General features: G+C 61.8%; 4 protein-coding genes (1 of these 4 running past the window's edge). 1 reads left to right on the top strand and 3 read right to left on the bottom strand.

The window, feature by feature from the left end; all coding sequences use genetic code 11:
- The 3 genes from AB4P92_RS05850 to AB4P92_RS05860 form a co-directional block, all read right to left on the bottom strand.
- Nucleotides 1-596 carry the beginning of a non-ribosomal peptide synthase/polyketide synthase gene (locus AB4P92_RS05850; protein WP_395599088.1) on the bottom strand. Its footprint begins 12922 nt before the window's first position, so 596 of the gene's 13518 nt are visible here — the first part of the coding sequence; its start codon is at nt 594-596; its stop codon lies off the left edge, out of view.
- The gene (locus AB4P92_RS05855; RefSeq protein WP_395599089.1) at nt 596-13009 is read right to left on the bottom strand and encodes a non-ribosomal peptide synthase/polyketide synthase; all 12414 of its coding nucleotides are present in this window, start codon (nt 13007-13009) and stop codon (nt 596-598) included. The genes AB4P92_RS05850 and AB4P92_RS05855 overlap by 1 nt, the downstream gene beginning before the upstream one ends.
- Before the next feature lie 243 nt (nt 13010-13252).
- On the bottom strand, nt 13253-13990 hold the full coding sequence (locus AB4P92_RS05860) for a thioesterase II family protein (protein ID WP_395599090.1): 738 nt from the start codon (nt 13988-13990) through the stop codon (nt 13253-13255).
- Nucleotides 13991-14119: 129 nt separating this feature from the next.
- On the opposite strand from AB4P92_RS05860, the gene AB4P92_RS05865 reads away from it, so the two are divergent.
- Complete coding sequence (locus AB4P92_RS05865) at nt 14120-15253, top strand: cupin-like domain-containing protein (protein WP_395599091.1); 1134 nt, start codon at nt 14120-14122, stop codon at nt 15251-15253.
- The last annotated feature ends 14 nt before the right edge of the window (nt 15254-15267 follow it).

Genomic DNA, 15267 nt, shown 5'->3' on the forward strand with positions numbered 1-15267 from the left:
AGCTCGCCGACCAGCACTTGCATCGACCAGCCATCGGAGATGATGTGGTGCTGGATCAGCGCCAGCACGTGGTCATCTTCCGCAACTTTGAGCAAAGAAACGCGCAGCAGCGGGCCCTGTTGCAGATTGAACGGTCGGGTCGTTTCGTTTTCGACGAAAGCCTTGATCGCGGCGTCCGTGCCAGCGGCGTCGAGGCCCGACTGCAACGGTGCCAACGAGATGCTCAGCGGCAGTTGTGGATGAATCACCTGGCAGAAGGTTTCGCCCTGCTCGGCGAAGGTGGTGCGCAAGCTTTCGTGCCGTGCGACCAGCGCATTGAAACTGCGCTCAAGCGCGGCGATATCGAGTTTGCCCTTGAGGCGCAAGGCGCTGGGGATGTGATACGCGGTGCTGTGCGGGTCCATTTGCCAAAGGAACAACTGGCGTTCCTGGGCGTAGGACAGCGGAATCGCTTCAAAGCTTGAGCGAGTATCTGGAATCGGCAGGTTGGCCGGAGAGACGCCCTCTTCGAGCATCTTTTCCAGGTACAGCTTACGTTTGTCCAGCGGCAGAGTGATAAAGCGCTTGGCAATCCTCAAAGCAACACTCGTGTCCATCAGACTTCCTCCATATCGTCAAGCAGGGCTTCCAGCTTGCTCAGTTTCTGTTCGTTGATTGCCCCGCCTCCTGTATTGAGGTGAGCGACAAACTCGCTCAGGACGGGGTGCTGGAATAACAGTTGCGGGGTCAGCGTCAGGCCCAGTTCAAGGGCCATGCGCGACACCACGTTGACCGCCAGCAGCGAGTGCCCGCCCAGTTCGAAGAAGTGATCGTTGAGACCGATGCGTTCGACGTCGAGCACTTGCTGCCAGATCTCCGCGACCTGCTGCTCAAGCTCACTGTGCGGCGCGACATACGCGGCCTGCATCTGGCTGGCATCCACCGCTGGTAGCGCCTTGCGGTCGAGTTTGCCGTTGGGCGTCAGCGGCAACTGCTCAAGAAACAGCAGGTGCGCGGGAATCATGTAGTCAGGTAACGAAGACTTGAGGCCAGTCTTTAGTCCGTCGCGCAGCACTCGCTGCGCCTGGTCGTCGTACAGATCCAGTGGCGAGGCGACCACATAGGCCACCAGTTGCGCGCCGCTCGCACTTTCGACGGCCAGCACCGCCGCTTCGGTGACCGCAGGTTGGGCCAGCAATCGCGCCTCGATCTCCCCCAGTTCGATGCGCAATCCACGAATTTTCACCTGATGGTCGATGCGTCCCATGTACTCCAGTTCGCCGCCCTCGCGCTGGCGAATGAGGTCGCCGGTGCGATACATGCGCTCACCATTGGCGACGAACGGGTCAGGCACAAACCGCTCGGCGGTCATCGCCGCACGCCCCAGATAACCGCGAGTGATGCCGGCACCGGACAGGTACAGCTCAGCCGAAACGCCTTGTGGCACCGCGTGCAGATCGGCATCGAGCAAATGGCTGGCGCTGTGACCGAGAACCCGACCGATGCGAGCCTGGCCACCGGCACGGCGGCGGGTCCAGGTCGAATAGGTGGTGTCTTCCGATGGACCGTACAGGTCGTAAACATGCTCGACGCCGCTCTGCTGATACAGCGCTTCCACCAGGCTTTGTTTCAGCGGCTCACCGGCCAGGTTGATGATGCGGACGCTCGGCGGAATCTGACCGGCGCGTTGCAGCGCGGCGATCGCCGACGGCACGCTGTTGATCAGGCGCACCTGATCGCGGGCCGGCAGTTGCGGCAGTTCCAAAGCGTTGCGGGCGATGATCAGCGAGCCGCCATTGGCCAGGGTCACAAACAGCTCCCACACCGACAGGTCGAAACACACCGAGGTCGAGGCCAGCACGCCTTGAATATCTTCGCGGCTGTAGACCTGCGCCGACCAGTCGATCAACGCCATGACGTTGCGATGAGCAATCGCCACACCTTTTGGCATGCCGGTGGAGCCGGAGGTGTAGATCACGTAAGCGAGGTTGTCCGGTGCCACCGAGGTCTGTGGCGCTTGGGCCGGATAACCTTCCAGTACAACCTGATCGAGCAGCAGGACCTGGGTTTGGGCCGGCACATTCAGCGTCGCCGCCAACCGTTGCTCGGTAAGCAGAACCCGCGCACGACTGTCTTCGAGCATGTAGGCCACACGATCGGCCGGGTAATCCGGGTCCAGCGGCACATAGGCGCCACCGGCCTTGAGCACTGCCAGCAGCGCAACCAGCAATTGCTCGGAACGTGGCATCGCCACACCCACGCGTACTTCCGGGCCGACGCCGAGCTCAACCAGTTTGTGCGCCAGACGATTGGCCTGTGCGTCCAGTTCGGCATAGCTCAGTTGCGTGCTGGCGAAGGTCACGGCCAGCGCGTCTGGCATGGCCGCCACCTGACGGGCAATGCTCTGGTGGATACACAGATCGGTGACGAAATCAGCGACAACGCACGGCGAGCTCTCGATCAGTTTCAGTTCGCTGAGTGAACGCTCGCCTCCATTGATCATCTGACTGAGCAGACGTTGCAGATGCGCGCCCAACTGCGTGACCTCGGTCGCCGCAAAGCTGTCGCGCTGATAGCTGAAGTGCACCGACAATTCAGCGCCCATGTGCACCAACAGCGTCATCGGATAGTTGGTCTGCTCGTGATTGACCACCGGGCCGAAGCGCAGACCTTCTGGCGCGCCCTGCTCCAGCGCCTCGGCAATCGGGTAGTTCTCGAACACCATCAGGCTGTCGAACAGCGCATCACCACCCTGCCCGGCCCAGCGCTGAATTTGCGCCAGCGGCGTATGCTCGAATTCGCGCAGTGCCAGGTTTTGCGCCTGCACGCCTTGCAACCAACTGGCCAGGCTCTGCTGCGCACGCGGGGCGGCGATGACCGGCAAGGTATTGATGAACAGGCCGATCTGCTGTTCAGCCCCCGGCAGATCCGCCGGACGCCCGGCGACAGTGGCGCCGAACGCCACACAGTCTTTGCCGGCGTAGCGCTGCAGCAGCAACAGCCACGCGGCTTGCACCAGGGTGTTGACGGTGACTTTCGAGGCCCGGGCGAACTCACTCAGACGCTCCGTCAGAGCGGCGTCCAGCACCTGGAAATGATCGCCGTAACCCGTGCTCGGCAAAGCGCTGCCCGGCCGTGCGATGGCGTCGGCCAGTCGAGTCGGTTCCTCAAGTTTATTCAGCGCGGCCTGCCAGTAAGCCTCGGCGGCCGCCGCGTCCTGACGCTGCAACCAGCCGATGTAATCGCGATAACGACCGCTCGGACGCTGCACCACTCCGCCGCTGTAATGCTGCAATACCTCGCCGAGCAACTGCGCACTGCTCCAGCCATCCATCAGGATGTGATGGTTGGTGTAGATCAAGTGATGGCGGTCGACGGCGGTACGCACCAGCACCAGTCGCAGCAAGGGTGCGCGGGTCAGGTCCAGCCCCTGGGCGCGCTCCTCGTCTGCCAGGGTTTGCAATGCGGCGTCCAGATCAGTCCGGCCGCACCAGTCGAGGACGCGGAACGGCACCTCGAGATGGCGCTGCACCACTTGCAGAGGCTGCTCCAGATCACCCTGCCAGACGAATCCGGTACGCAGGATGTCATGGGCATCGACCACCGATTGCCACGCCGCGCGAAAACGCTGTGGATCTACACCATCGACGTCCAGACGCATCTGGTTGATGTAGTCGCCGCCGCCGTGTTCGAGCAGGGTGTGGAACAGCATGCCCTGCTGCATCGGCGACAGCGGATAGATGTCGTCGATGGCCTGCGGTTGCGGCACCAGCAGGTCAAGTTGTGCCTGGCTGAGTTTCGCCAGCGGGAAGTCCGACGGGGTCACCCCACGGTTGGCACTGTCGCAGCAATGGGCGATCAGCGCAGTCAGCTCCTGAAGGTAGTCGTCGGCCAGACGCTGGATAGTCGTCGGGTTGAACATTTCACGGCTGAAGGTCCAGCTCAGGTCCAGTTCGCCACCGAACACTTTACCGTCGAGGGCAAGCGGGCTGCCCAAAGGCCCCTGCATGTTGACCTCTTCGCCCCCGGACTCACTGGTCGGGACGAACAAGGCATCGTCGCCAGCATCGAAACTGCCGTCGAACTGGCCGAGGTAGTTGAAGGTCAGGCGCGGTTTCGGCAGGGCTTGCAGCGCTTGTCGGGCAGACTCGTCGCCCAGATGCGCCAGCGCACCGAAGCCGATGCCTTTATTGGGGATCGCGCGCAGCTGTTCCTTGATCTGTTTCAGCGATGCACCGAGATCGGCCACCGGCGACAATCTGGCCGGGAAAACACTGGTGAACCAGCCGACGGTGCGCGTCAGATCGACGTTGTCGAACACGTCTTCGCGGCCGTGGCCTTCAAGTTGTACCAACACGCTGTCGTCGCCGGTCCAGCGCACCATCACCCGGGCCAATGCGGTCAGCAGCAAGTCGTTGACCTGCGTGCGATAGGCTGCCGGGGCTTCCTGCAACAGTTGACGGGTCAGGTTTTTGTCCAGTTGCGTGCGGATTGCCTGAGCCTGATTGTGTTGCTGGCCGCCCTGCGGGTTATCGCACGGCAACTCGGTCGTGGCGCCTTGCAGTTGTTGCTGCCAGAAGCCCAGTTCAGCCTGCAACAGCGCGCTGGCTGCGTAGTCTTGTAATGCCTCGGTCCAGGCCTTGACGGCACTGGTCTTGGCCGGCAGTTGCACGGCCGCACCGGACAGAATCTGCCGGTAAGCACTTTGCAGGTCCTCGAACAGAATCCGCCACGACACGCCATCCACCACCAGGTGATGCAACACCAGCAACAGGCGTTGAGTGCCGTCAGCGAGGTTCGCCAGCACCGCGCGGATCAACCATCCGTCGCTCAGTTGCAGGCTGCGTTGCGCCTTGTTACCCAGTGCTTCCAGCGCCGCCAGATCAGCCGCCTCGACTTGCCACAGGATGGTTTCACCCGCTTGCGTCGCGACATCGCGGTACTGCGCCGTCCAGCCTTGCGCTTGCTCGACAAAGTCCAGGCGCAGGCTGTCGTGATGCACCACCAGTGCATCCAGTGCCTGCTCCAGCGCCTGTGCATCCAGCGGCTGCGCAGGTTTGAGCATCACCGACTGATTCCAGTGGTGACGGTCGGGAATCGCGTGCGTGAAGAACCACTGGTGAATCGGCAGCAGCGCGGTTGCGCCCGTTACCGGTTGCTGGTCGATCACTTGCAACGGCTCGCCGGTTTGCACCACGGCGGCCAGCGCTTGAATGGTCTGGTGTTGGAACAGGTCTTTCGGCGTAAACCGCAGGCCGGCTTGTCGGGCACGGCTGACGACTTGAATCGAGATGATCGAATCACCGCCGAGCTCGAAGAAGTTATCGCTCAGGCCCACGCGTTCCAGCTTCAGCACGTCTTGCCAGATAGTTGCCAGTTGCTGCTCCAGCACACTTTGCGGCGCTACATAGAGTTGCTGCAATTGGCTGACATCAGGTTTGGGCAGGTTCTTGCGATCAAGCTTGCCGTTCGGCGTCAGCGGCATGCGCTCAAGACGCAGCACGTAGGCCGGAACCATGTGCGACGGCAGCGTCGCCTTGAGTTGCGCACGCAATTGCTCAGCGTAATCATCGCTCGACGAGTCACCGACCACGTAAGCAACCAAGCGTTTACTGCCGGCACTTTCCTGCGCCACGACCACGGCTTCACGCACGCCATCCAGGGCCTGCAGGCTCGCTTCGATTTCGCCCAACTCAATGCGGAAACCACGGATCTTCACCTGGTTATCAATGCGCTCCAGGTAGTCGAATGTGCCGTCGGCGCGCTGGCGTACCAGGTCGCCGGTGCGATACAACACGCCACCGCTGCGGCTGAACGGGTCAGCGACAAAACGCTCGGAAGTCAGTGCCGCACGGTTCAGATAACCGCGAGCGACGCCACTGCCGCCCAGGTACAGCTCACCGGCCATGCCTTGCGGCAACAGGTTCAAATCAGCATCGAGCACGTAGGCGCTGCGATCGCCTATACGGCTGCCGATTGGCGCATACGCCGCACCACAGGGCTCGTCGCGACCGGCCTTCCAGATCAACGGGGTGACCACCGTTTCGGTCGGCCCGTAGCCGTTGATGATGTACTCGGGATTGAGTGCACGCTTGACCCGTTCAAAACTGGCGTTCGGCACGGCATCGCCGCCGAAGCAGTAAATCCGCACCGGTGGCGGGTTGCCGACGCGCTCGGCGTGTTCGGCCAGTTGTTGCAGGTACACCGGCGGGAACGCAACCACGGTCACGCCATGCTCGATCATGGCGTTGTAGGTCTGCTCAGGCGTCCACAGGCTGTCGTCGCGAATCAACAGCGAGCCGCCGTGGGTCAGGCTGGTCAACCAGCGTTCATGGGCACCGTCGAAAGCGAACGACATAAAGTGGAATTCACAATCGCTGTCGCGCATTTCATAGCGCTCGCCAATTGCCAGGCAATGCATGGCGAGCGGCCCGTGGGTGACGCTGACGCCTTTCGGATTGCCGGTGGAACCTGAGGTGTAGATCACGTAGGCGAGGTTGTCCGGATCCAGCGCGACTACCGGTGCCTGCACGGAATGCGCGCTGAGGTCGAGGTGATCCAGCTCCAGCACGGTCAGTGCATCACCGATCGGCAATTGCGCCGACACCCGCGAATCGCTCAGCAGCAGCGCCAGACCGGAGTCTTCCATCAGGTACGCCAGACGCTCGCGTGGGTAACTGGTGTCCAGCGGGACATACGCACCACCGGCCTTGAGTACGGCCAGCAGCGCAACGATCAGGCCTTCGCTGCGCGGCAACGCCACGCCGACGCGCACTTCCGCCCGCACCCCGCGGGCCACCAGCTCATGCGCGAGACGGTTGGCGCGGGCGTCCAGTTCGCCGTAGCTGAAATGCTGTCCGTCGAAAATCACGGCGGTGCGCTCAGGCTGTTGCGCCGCCAGCCGGGCGTAGCGCTGATGCACGGGGATGTCCTGCGGATAGGCTTGCGGCTGGTTTTGCGCCAGTTGTCGCGCGTGCTCTTGAGCCGTCGCCAAGGCGATTTCGCCGAGAGGACGTTCGGCGGATTCGGCGAATTGCTCCAGCAGGTGCAGCAGTTGCGCGCTCAGACGCTCGATGGTGGCGGGGCTGAAATGCGCCCGATCAAAACTCATGTGCAGCGCCAAAGTGTCGCCTAGCGTCACGCCGAGGGTCAGCGGGTAGTGCGTCTGATCCTGGTTGGCCACTTCGCCGAATACCACGCCTTGCGCGGTGCCGTGTTGCAATGCTTCAGAAATCGGGAAATTCTCGAATACCAGCAGCGTGTCGAACAGCGACTCGCCGCCCTGCCCGGCCCAGCGCTGGATATTCGCCAGCGGTGTGTGTTCAAACTCGCGCAGGCTGAGGTTTTGCGCCTGCACAGCGGCCAGCCACGCGGCCACGGTTTGATCCGGACGCGAGCCGGCGATTACCGGTAACGTGTTGATGAACAGTCCGACTTGCTGCTCGATACCGACCAGCTCCGCCGGACGCCCGGCCACGGTGGTGCCGAACACGACGCAAGTGCTGCCGGTGTAACGCTGCAACAACAGCAGCCACGCGGCTTGCACCAGGGTGTTGGCGGTTATTTTCTGTTCTCGGGCAAACTCGTTCAGACGGCGAGTCCGCAGCGCATCCAGTTGGTAATGCTTGAGCACATGCCCCTTGTCGGCACGCACCTCGCCACCGCCCGCCGCGGCTTGCGCCAGCACGGTCGGCTCGTGGAAGTCCGCCAGTTGCGCCAACCAGAATGCTTCGCTGACGGCGGCGTCCTGACGTTGCAGCCACTGGATGTAATCGGCGTAGCGGCTCAACGGACGCGGCGGTTGCTGGCCGGCATAACGCTGCAAGACTTCGCCAAGCATCTGCGCGCTGCTCCAACCGTCCATCAAGATATGGTGGTTGGTGAAGATCAGGTGATGACGCTGCTCAGCCACACGAATCAACGTGACGCGCAGCAGCCCGGCCTCGGTCAGGTCGAAGCCCTGCGCCAGGTCGGCAGCCGTGAAATCTTCCAGGGCCCGGGTGATGTCATCGCGCTCACGCCAATCGAGCAGCGTGTACGGCAACTCGAGTCGGCGATGGATGATCTGCAGCTGTTCCTGCAATTCGCCCTGCCAGATGAAGCCGCTGCGCAGGATGTCATGGGCGTCCATGGTGGCTTGCCACGCGGCGCGAAAACGCTCGGGATCGAGGCCGTCGACATCGACACTCAGCTGGTTGATATAGGTGCCATTACCCTGTTCGTACAAGGTATGGAACAACATGCCTTGCTGCATCGGCGACAGCGGATAAATGTCTTCGATGCCGGCGGCCGGTACCGTGATCGCATCCAGTTGCGCCTGGCCGATGCGCGCCAGCGGGAAGTCCGAGGGCGTAGTGCCCATTGATTCCGGCAGGCAGCAATGGGTGATCAGCGCTTGCAGCTCGCGGGTGAAATCGTCGGCCAGACGGGAAATGGTTGCCTCGTTGAACTGCTCGCGGCTGAAGGTCCAGCGCAGGTCCAGTTCGCCTTCGTAGACCTGGCCTTCGACGCCCAGCCAGTTGTCCAGCGGTGCGTCCAGGCTTTGCTCAAGCCCGGCACGCTCACCGGCCGGGCTGAACAGTGCGCCTTCCTCGGCATCGAAGCTGCCGTCGAACTGTCCCAGGTAGTTGAAGGTGATGCGCGGCACCGGCAGTGCCTTGAGTGAAGCTTGCACCTGCTCGTCACCGAGGTGACGCAGCACGCCGAAACCAAGCCCCTTGTTCGGGATCGCGCGCAGTTGCTCCTTGATCTGCTTGATCGCGCTCGCCAGCGAATCCGCCGGGGTCAGGCGCACCGGGAACACGCTGGTGAACCAGCCGACGGTGCGGGTCAGGTCGATGTCATCAAACAGGTCTTCGCGACCGTGACCTTCGAGCTGAATCAGCGTATCGGGATACCCGGTCCAACGGCAGATGACCCGCGCCAGCGCGGTCAGCAGCAAATCGTTGACCTGAGTGCGATACGCTGCGGGTGCCTGTTGTAGCAGTTGTTGAGTAAAGGTCTCGTCGAGTCGGCTGTGCAGCACTTGCGCGTGACGACTTTGCAGGCTGCCCTGCGGGTTGTCGCACGGCAGATCCAGTGCCGCGCCCTCAAGCTGCTGTTGCCAGAAACCCAGTTCTGCCTGCACCGCGTCGGTTGCAGCAAAGGATTGCAGATGCTCGCCCCAGGCCTTGTACGAACTGGTTTTGGCCGGCAATTTGATGCTCGAACCTTGCAGCGCTTGCTGATACGCCAGTTGCAGGTCCTCTAGCAAAATCCGCCATGACACACCGTCCACCGCCAGGTGATGCACCGCGAGCAACAGACGCTGACTGCCATCGGCCACAGTGGCCAGCACCGCGCGCAGTAACGGCCCTTTTTGCAGGTCGAGACTGCGTTGGGCGTTGGCGTACAGCGCTTGCAGCTCGGCGTCAGCAAGGTTGCCTGCGGTCCACAGCAGTTCCGGCTCATTCACGACTGGCGCCACAGCGGCACGCCAACCGTCGGCACTTTCGACGAAGCGCGAACGCAACGCGTCATGTTGGACCAGCAGCGCATTCAATGCCTGCAACAACGCCTCGGCACGCAGGGTTTCATGACTGCGCAGCAGCACGGCCTGGTTCCAGTGATGACGCTGGGGAATGTCATCTGCGAAAAAGACTTGCTGGATCGGCAGCAGCGGCAACGCACCCGTCACCGGTCCTTGATCGACCGTCACGCCAGCGGTGCCTTGTCGAGCCACGCTGGCCAAGCCTTGCACGGTCTGGTGCTGGAACAGGTCGCGCGGGCTGAAGTGAATCCCGGCCTGACGCGAACGGCTGACCACTTGAATGGAGATGATCGAATCACCGCCCAGCTCGAAGAAATTGTCGGTCAGGCCGACCTGTTCGAGCTTGAGCACGTCCTGCCAGATCGCGGCGATCTTCTGTTCCATTTCGCTGCGCGGCGCAACAAAGGCTTGTTGCATCTGGCTGGCGTCCGGCGACGGCAAGGCCTTGCGATCCAGTTTGCCATTCGGGCTCAGCGGCAATGCGCCGAGGAACAGCACTTGGGTCGGCACCATGTAATCCGGCAGGCTGTTTTTGAGTTGCGCCTTGATCGCGTCGCGCGCCGCGCCTTGCGTATCGGCCGCCGACGAAACCACGTCGGCTTGCTTCGGCACCACGTACGCTACCAGTTGCAGGCTGCTACCGCCCTGCACCGCCAGCACCACCGCTTCGCTGACGGCATCGAGTTCGAGCAGACGCGCCTCGACTTCGCCCAGCTCAATCCTGAAACCACGGATTTTCACCTGGTGGTCAACCCGGCCGACGTATTCGATCTGGCCCTTGGCGTTGAAGCGCGCAAGGTCGCCGGTGCGGTACAACCGAGCACCGCTAGCGGAAAACGGATCGGGAATAAACCGCTCGGCGGTCAGATCCGCACGCTGGAAATAACCACGCGCCAGCAGCTCTCCGCCAATCAACAGTTCACCGACCACGCCTACCGGCGTCGGTTGACCGTCGGCATCCAGCAAATAGGTATGCCGCCCCGGCAGCGGCTGCCCGATCGGCATTGTCAGCGGTAATGGCTGACGACCGGCCACGTAATCGCTGCAATCAAGCGTGGTCGCGGTGATGGTGGCTTCAGTCGGGCCGTAGGTGTTGAGCAATTTCACGTGCTCAAGCCCCGCCACGCGCCAGGCCTGCACGCCTTCCGGGGGCATTGCTTCACCGCCGCTGTGTACCTGACGCAGCGCGGCATAGTCACGCGGGCCGGCAGCAGCGAATTCCTTGGCGATCATGTTCCAGTAAGCGGTGGTCAAGTCCATGACCGTGATGCCTTGCTCGACGATGTGGCGATACAGGGTTTCGCTGTCCCAGACCTCGTTGCCGCGCAACACCACCGAGGCGCCGCAGGTCAGCGGGCCGAAGAGTTGCTCACCGAAGGCATCAAAGTTGAACGTGGCGAATTGCAGCGCGCAATCGGCGGCACTCAGGCCGTAATAATGCTGCGAGGCGAAGGCGTGCTTGCTCAGCGCACCGTGGCTGATGCCGACCCCTTTCGGGCGACCGGTGGAGCCGGAAGTGAACATCACGTAGGCGAGGTTATCGGCCCACACCGCACACTGTGGATTGCTTTCGTCTGAGTTTGTCCAGATTTGGGGCTGATCCAGACACAGGCACCGCACGTTCTGCGGCACCGGCAGCCGTTCGAGCAAATGGCTTTGCGTCAGCAACAAGTGGCTGGCGCTGTCTTCGATCATGCACAGCAGGCGATCACGCGGGTATTGCGGGTCCAACGGCACGTACGCCCCCCCCGCCTTGAGTACCGCGAGGATGGCAACAATCAGTTCATGACCACGGTCGACGGCGACCCCCACCAGCACTTCCGGGCCGACATCCTGCGCCAGCAACGTGCGGGCCAGACGATTGGCTCGGGCATTGAGCTGGGCGTAGGTCAGTTGCTGCCCCTCGAAAATCAGCGCGACGGCATCCGGAGCCTGTGCAACTTGCGCCTCGAACAACTCATGCACCGGGCGCTCGCTCGACCAGGTCGCGTCATGCCGCCCCCAGTCCTGGGTCATCTGCTGATATTCCTGCGCCTGCAACAGCCCGATCTCGCTGACCCTTTGTTGCGGATCGTTGACGATACTGTGCAACAGGTGTGTCCAGTGCCTCGCCATGCGCTCGATGGTTTCACCGTCGAACAGGTCGCTGGCGTAAGTAAACGCGGCGTGCAGCTGACCGCCCTTCTCATACGTGTCAAGGCTCAGGTCGAACTGCGTGCTGCGGCTTTCCCACTCGATCACCCCCAGCTCCAGGCCGCTGCCGACCTTGAGCGTGGTGACATCGGCGACTTCCGGCTGATGGTTGTACATCACCTGGAACAACGGGTTGTAGCTCAGGCTGCGCTCAAGTTTGAGTGCTTCTACCAGCCGTTCAAACGGCAGATCCTGATGTGCCTGGGCGCCGAGCGCGGTTTCCTTGAGTGCGCTCAGCAAGTCGCCGAATCGGGCCTGACCGTCCAGTTGCACGCGCAAAACCTGGGTGTTGACGAAGAAGCCGATCAAACCTTCGATTTCTCGGCGGTTGCGGTTGGCAATCGGCACACCGACGCGCAGATCGTTCTGGCCGGTGTAGCGGTGCAGCAGAATATTGAAGGTGCCCAACAGCAGCATGAACAACGTGACGCCATGCTGACGCGCAACACCGCGCAGTTGCTCGACCAGCGCCGCCTCCACTGTCTGCTCGTGACGACGACCGCGGTAGCTCGGCAGTACCGGGCGCGGACGATCGACGGGCAGCTCCAGCACCGGGTGCTCGTCGCCCAATTGCGCCAACCAGTAATCGAGTTGACGCTGTTGCTCGCCAGCCTCCAGCCAACGCCGTTGCCACAGCGCGTAATCGCTGTACTGCACCGCCAGTGCGGGCAGTTCGGCAACCAGCCCCTGATCATGGGCGTCATAAAAACGGCAGAACTCGTCGATCAACACGTTCATCGACCAGCCATCGGAAACGATGTGATGCAACGTCAGCAACAGCACATGCTCCTGCTCGGCCAGTTGCTGCAGACGCACGCGCAATAGTGGCCCGTGGGCCAGATCGAACGGCAGCAGCGACTGCTCTTCTGCCGCTGCCGCCACGCGCACCTCGCGCTCGGCGGCCGCCAAGGCACTGAGGTCGACGCGCTGAATGTCCAACGGTTGTTGCAGCGGCACTTGCAGCAGGCTGTTGTCAGACTGTTGCTGGAACACTGTGCGCAGGGTTTCGTGGCGTTCGATCAGGCTGGCGAAGGCTTGCTCAAGCGCCTGCTGATTCAGGCGACCGGTCAGGCGCACCGCCGCTGGCAGATTGTATGCGCCGCTCTGCGGATCCAGATGCCAGAGAAACCACATGCGTTGCTGAGCGTAAGACAGCGCCTGCCGATCCTCGGCATCGACCCCGGCCGGAATCGGAAACCGGGAAAAATCCACCCCTTCCCTCTGCAGCGCATTCAGGAACATCTGGCGCTTTTCCAGGGGCAACCCGATAAACCGGCGAGCGAGTTTCAAGGAGTCTTCAGCATTCATTTCTTGTCATCCGGATCAGTAGGCAGGCAGCACAAAGGCACGTCGTCCCTATAAAACGAATGCACACCGGAAAAATTAGCGAATGAGAAGAACTATCAGGCGGGAGACTGGCGGGGTTTTTCAGACAGGCAGGAAACATTGTGGGAGCGAGTCTGCTCGCGAAAGAGGCACGTCAGGCGACGTTGATGTCGACTGAAACACCCTTTCGCGAGCAGGTTCGCTCCCACATGAAATTCCTGGTGCTCAGGCAGTGGCGAGCATTGAGTGCCGGCGGTGATGAACTTCGAGCTGATCCTTGATGACTTTCAGCACTTTGGCTTCGTGTTCATGAATGAAGAAATGGCCTCCCGCCAGCATGTCTACGGAGAAACTGCCTAAGGTTTCCTTGCTCCAGCCGATCAATTGTTCGGTGGTGGCCTTGTCAGATTTGCCGCCCAGCACGTGCACCGGGCAGTTGAGCAAGGGTCGCTGGGCCGGCTCGAATTTGCCGCACAGCAGAAAGTCGGCGCGCAGGATCGGCAGCGTCAGGCTCATGAGCTCTTCATTGGCCAGCACTTCCTCGCTCGTACCGTTGAGCTTGCGCAATTGATCAATCAACTCGGCGTCGGTTTTCGGCTCGGCAAAACCGCGATCGTAATCGGCGCGCATCGTCGGCGCCGCGGTGCCTGAGGCAAACAACGCCACCGGCTCCGAACACCCCAGCGCGCGCAACGCGTGGGCGATTTCGCACGCCATCAACGCGCCGAGGCTATGGCCGAACAGCGCGTACGGGGTCTTGAGTGTCGGGCGCAATTCCTTGGCCAGTTGCATCGCCAGCGTGCGCATGTCGGTTTGCAGCGGTTCATCGAACCGGGCGCCGCGCCCCGGCAGCTCAACTGGTTGCAGTTGCAGCCATTGCGGCAACTTCGGCCGCCAGCGGCTGTAGACCATCGCGCTGGCACCTGAATACGGCAGGCACAGCAAAGTCAGCTTGGTCACCACGCGTCCCTCAAAAAAATCGTCTGTAGAGAGAAACGGATCACGGCGCCGGCAAATTAGTCGACACCTGCTAAATCCCACGTACAGGCACTCGTTAATTGTTCAGACCAAAATCAATAATGAGGAATCGCCGTGGACATGCAGAGCATCTTGGGCAAACTGTTCATCAATGCCGGCGCCGTCGGCATCGAAGGCGTTTTCCAATTCGTGTTTGGCCCGCAACAGGCCTACTGGTCCGAGGTCAAGGCCAGCACCCGCACTGAAGCGGGCCACCATGCCAGCCCCGACGTCACCATTGAAGTCGCAGAGCGGGATTTTCTCGGCATCATGGGCGGCACGGCCAACGTTGAAGAACTCTTCGCCAGCGGTCGCTTGAAGATTGGCGGCAACATGGGCCTGGCGACGCTGCTGCCACAGATCATCGACCACGCCCGCCACGGCGGTGCGGTAGTGCAAAAGGTCGACATGAACAAGCGTTACCCGACCCCGCCGCGCTTCAGTGAACAACTCACCGCCGGCCTGCCGACTCAACAGGAGATCGAGCGTCGTCCGCGCAGCGAGCTGTCGGTGGCCGAGTTCGAGAAGCGTTACTTGCCCCACGGCATTCCTGTAGTGATCAGCAATGCCCTGCACGACTGGCCGTTGTTCAAGTTGAGCCGGGAAGAGTCGCTGGTGCATTTCGCCGAACTGCAAGGCATCACTCGCCATGGCGATTACGTGAAAAAAACCTTTTCCACCGAGCGGGATTTTCGTTCCACATCGATGGCTGATTTCATCGCCTCGCTGGACAGCCCGGCGGCCAAAGGTGAGGAAGGCGAACCACCGGCCTACATGGGTAATAACATCCTGCCGGCCGCATTGATGCCGCAGATTCAGTACCCGGCCTACTTCGATGCCTCGCTGTTCATCCCGCCGCGTATCTGGATCGGCCCCAAAGGTACGCTGACGCCACTGCATCGCGATGACACCGACAATCTGTTTGCGCAGGTCTGGGGGCAGAAGACATTCACCCTCGCCGCGCCGCATCATCGCGAAGCGCTGGGCACCTGGTCGACTGCGCCCGAGGGTGGGCTCGATGGCTGCGATTTCAATCCGGATGCGCCGGACTATGAACGCTTCCCGTCGGCGCGGGATGTTATGTTCTTGCGCGTGACACTGGAGGCTGGGGATCTGTTGTTTCTGCCAGAGGGCTGGTTCCATCAGGTGGAATCGGTATCGACGTCGTTGTCGGTGAATTTCTGGGTGAACTCGGGACGGGGCTGGTAACTCAGACTCCTGTA

The sequence above is a fragment of the Pseudomonas sp. A0308 genome, assembly GCF_044218815.1.
GTDB lineage: Bacteria > Pseudomonadota > Gammaproteobacteria > Pseudomonadales > Pseudomonadaceae > Aquipseudomonas > Aquipseudomonas iridis.

Excerpts from the sequence above, each read along its gene's own strand:
- AB4P92_RS05855 (WP_395599089.1), bottom strand. The coding sequence starts at position 13,009 with ATGAATGCTGAAGACTCCTTGAAACTCGCTCGCCGGTTTATCGGGTTG.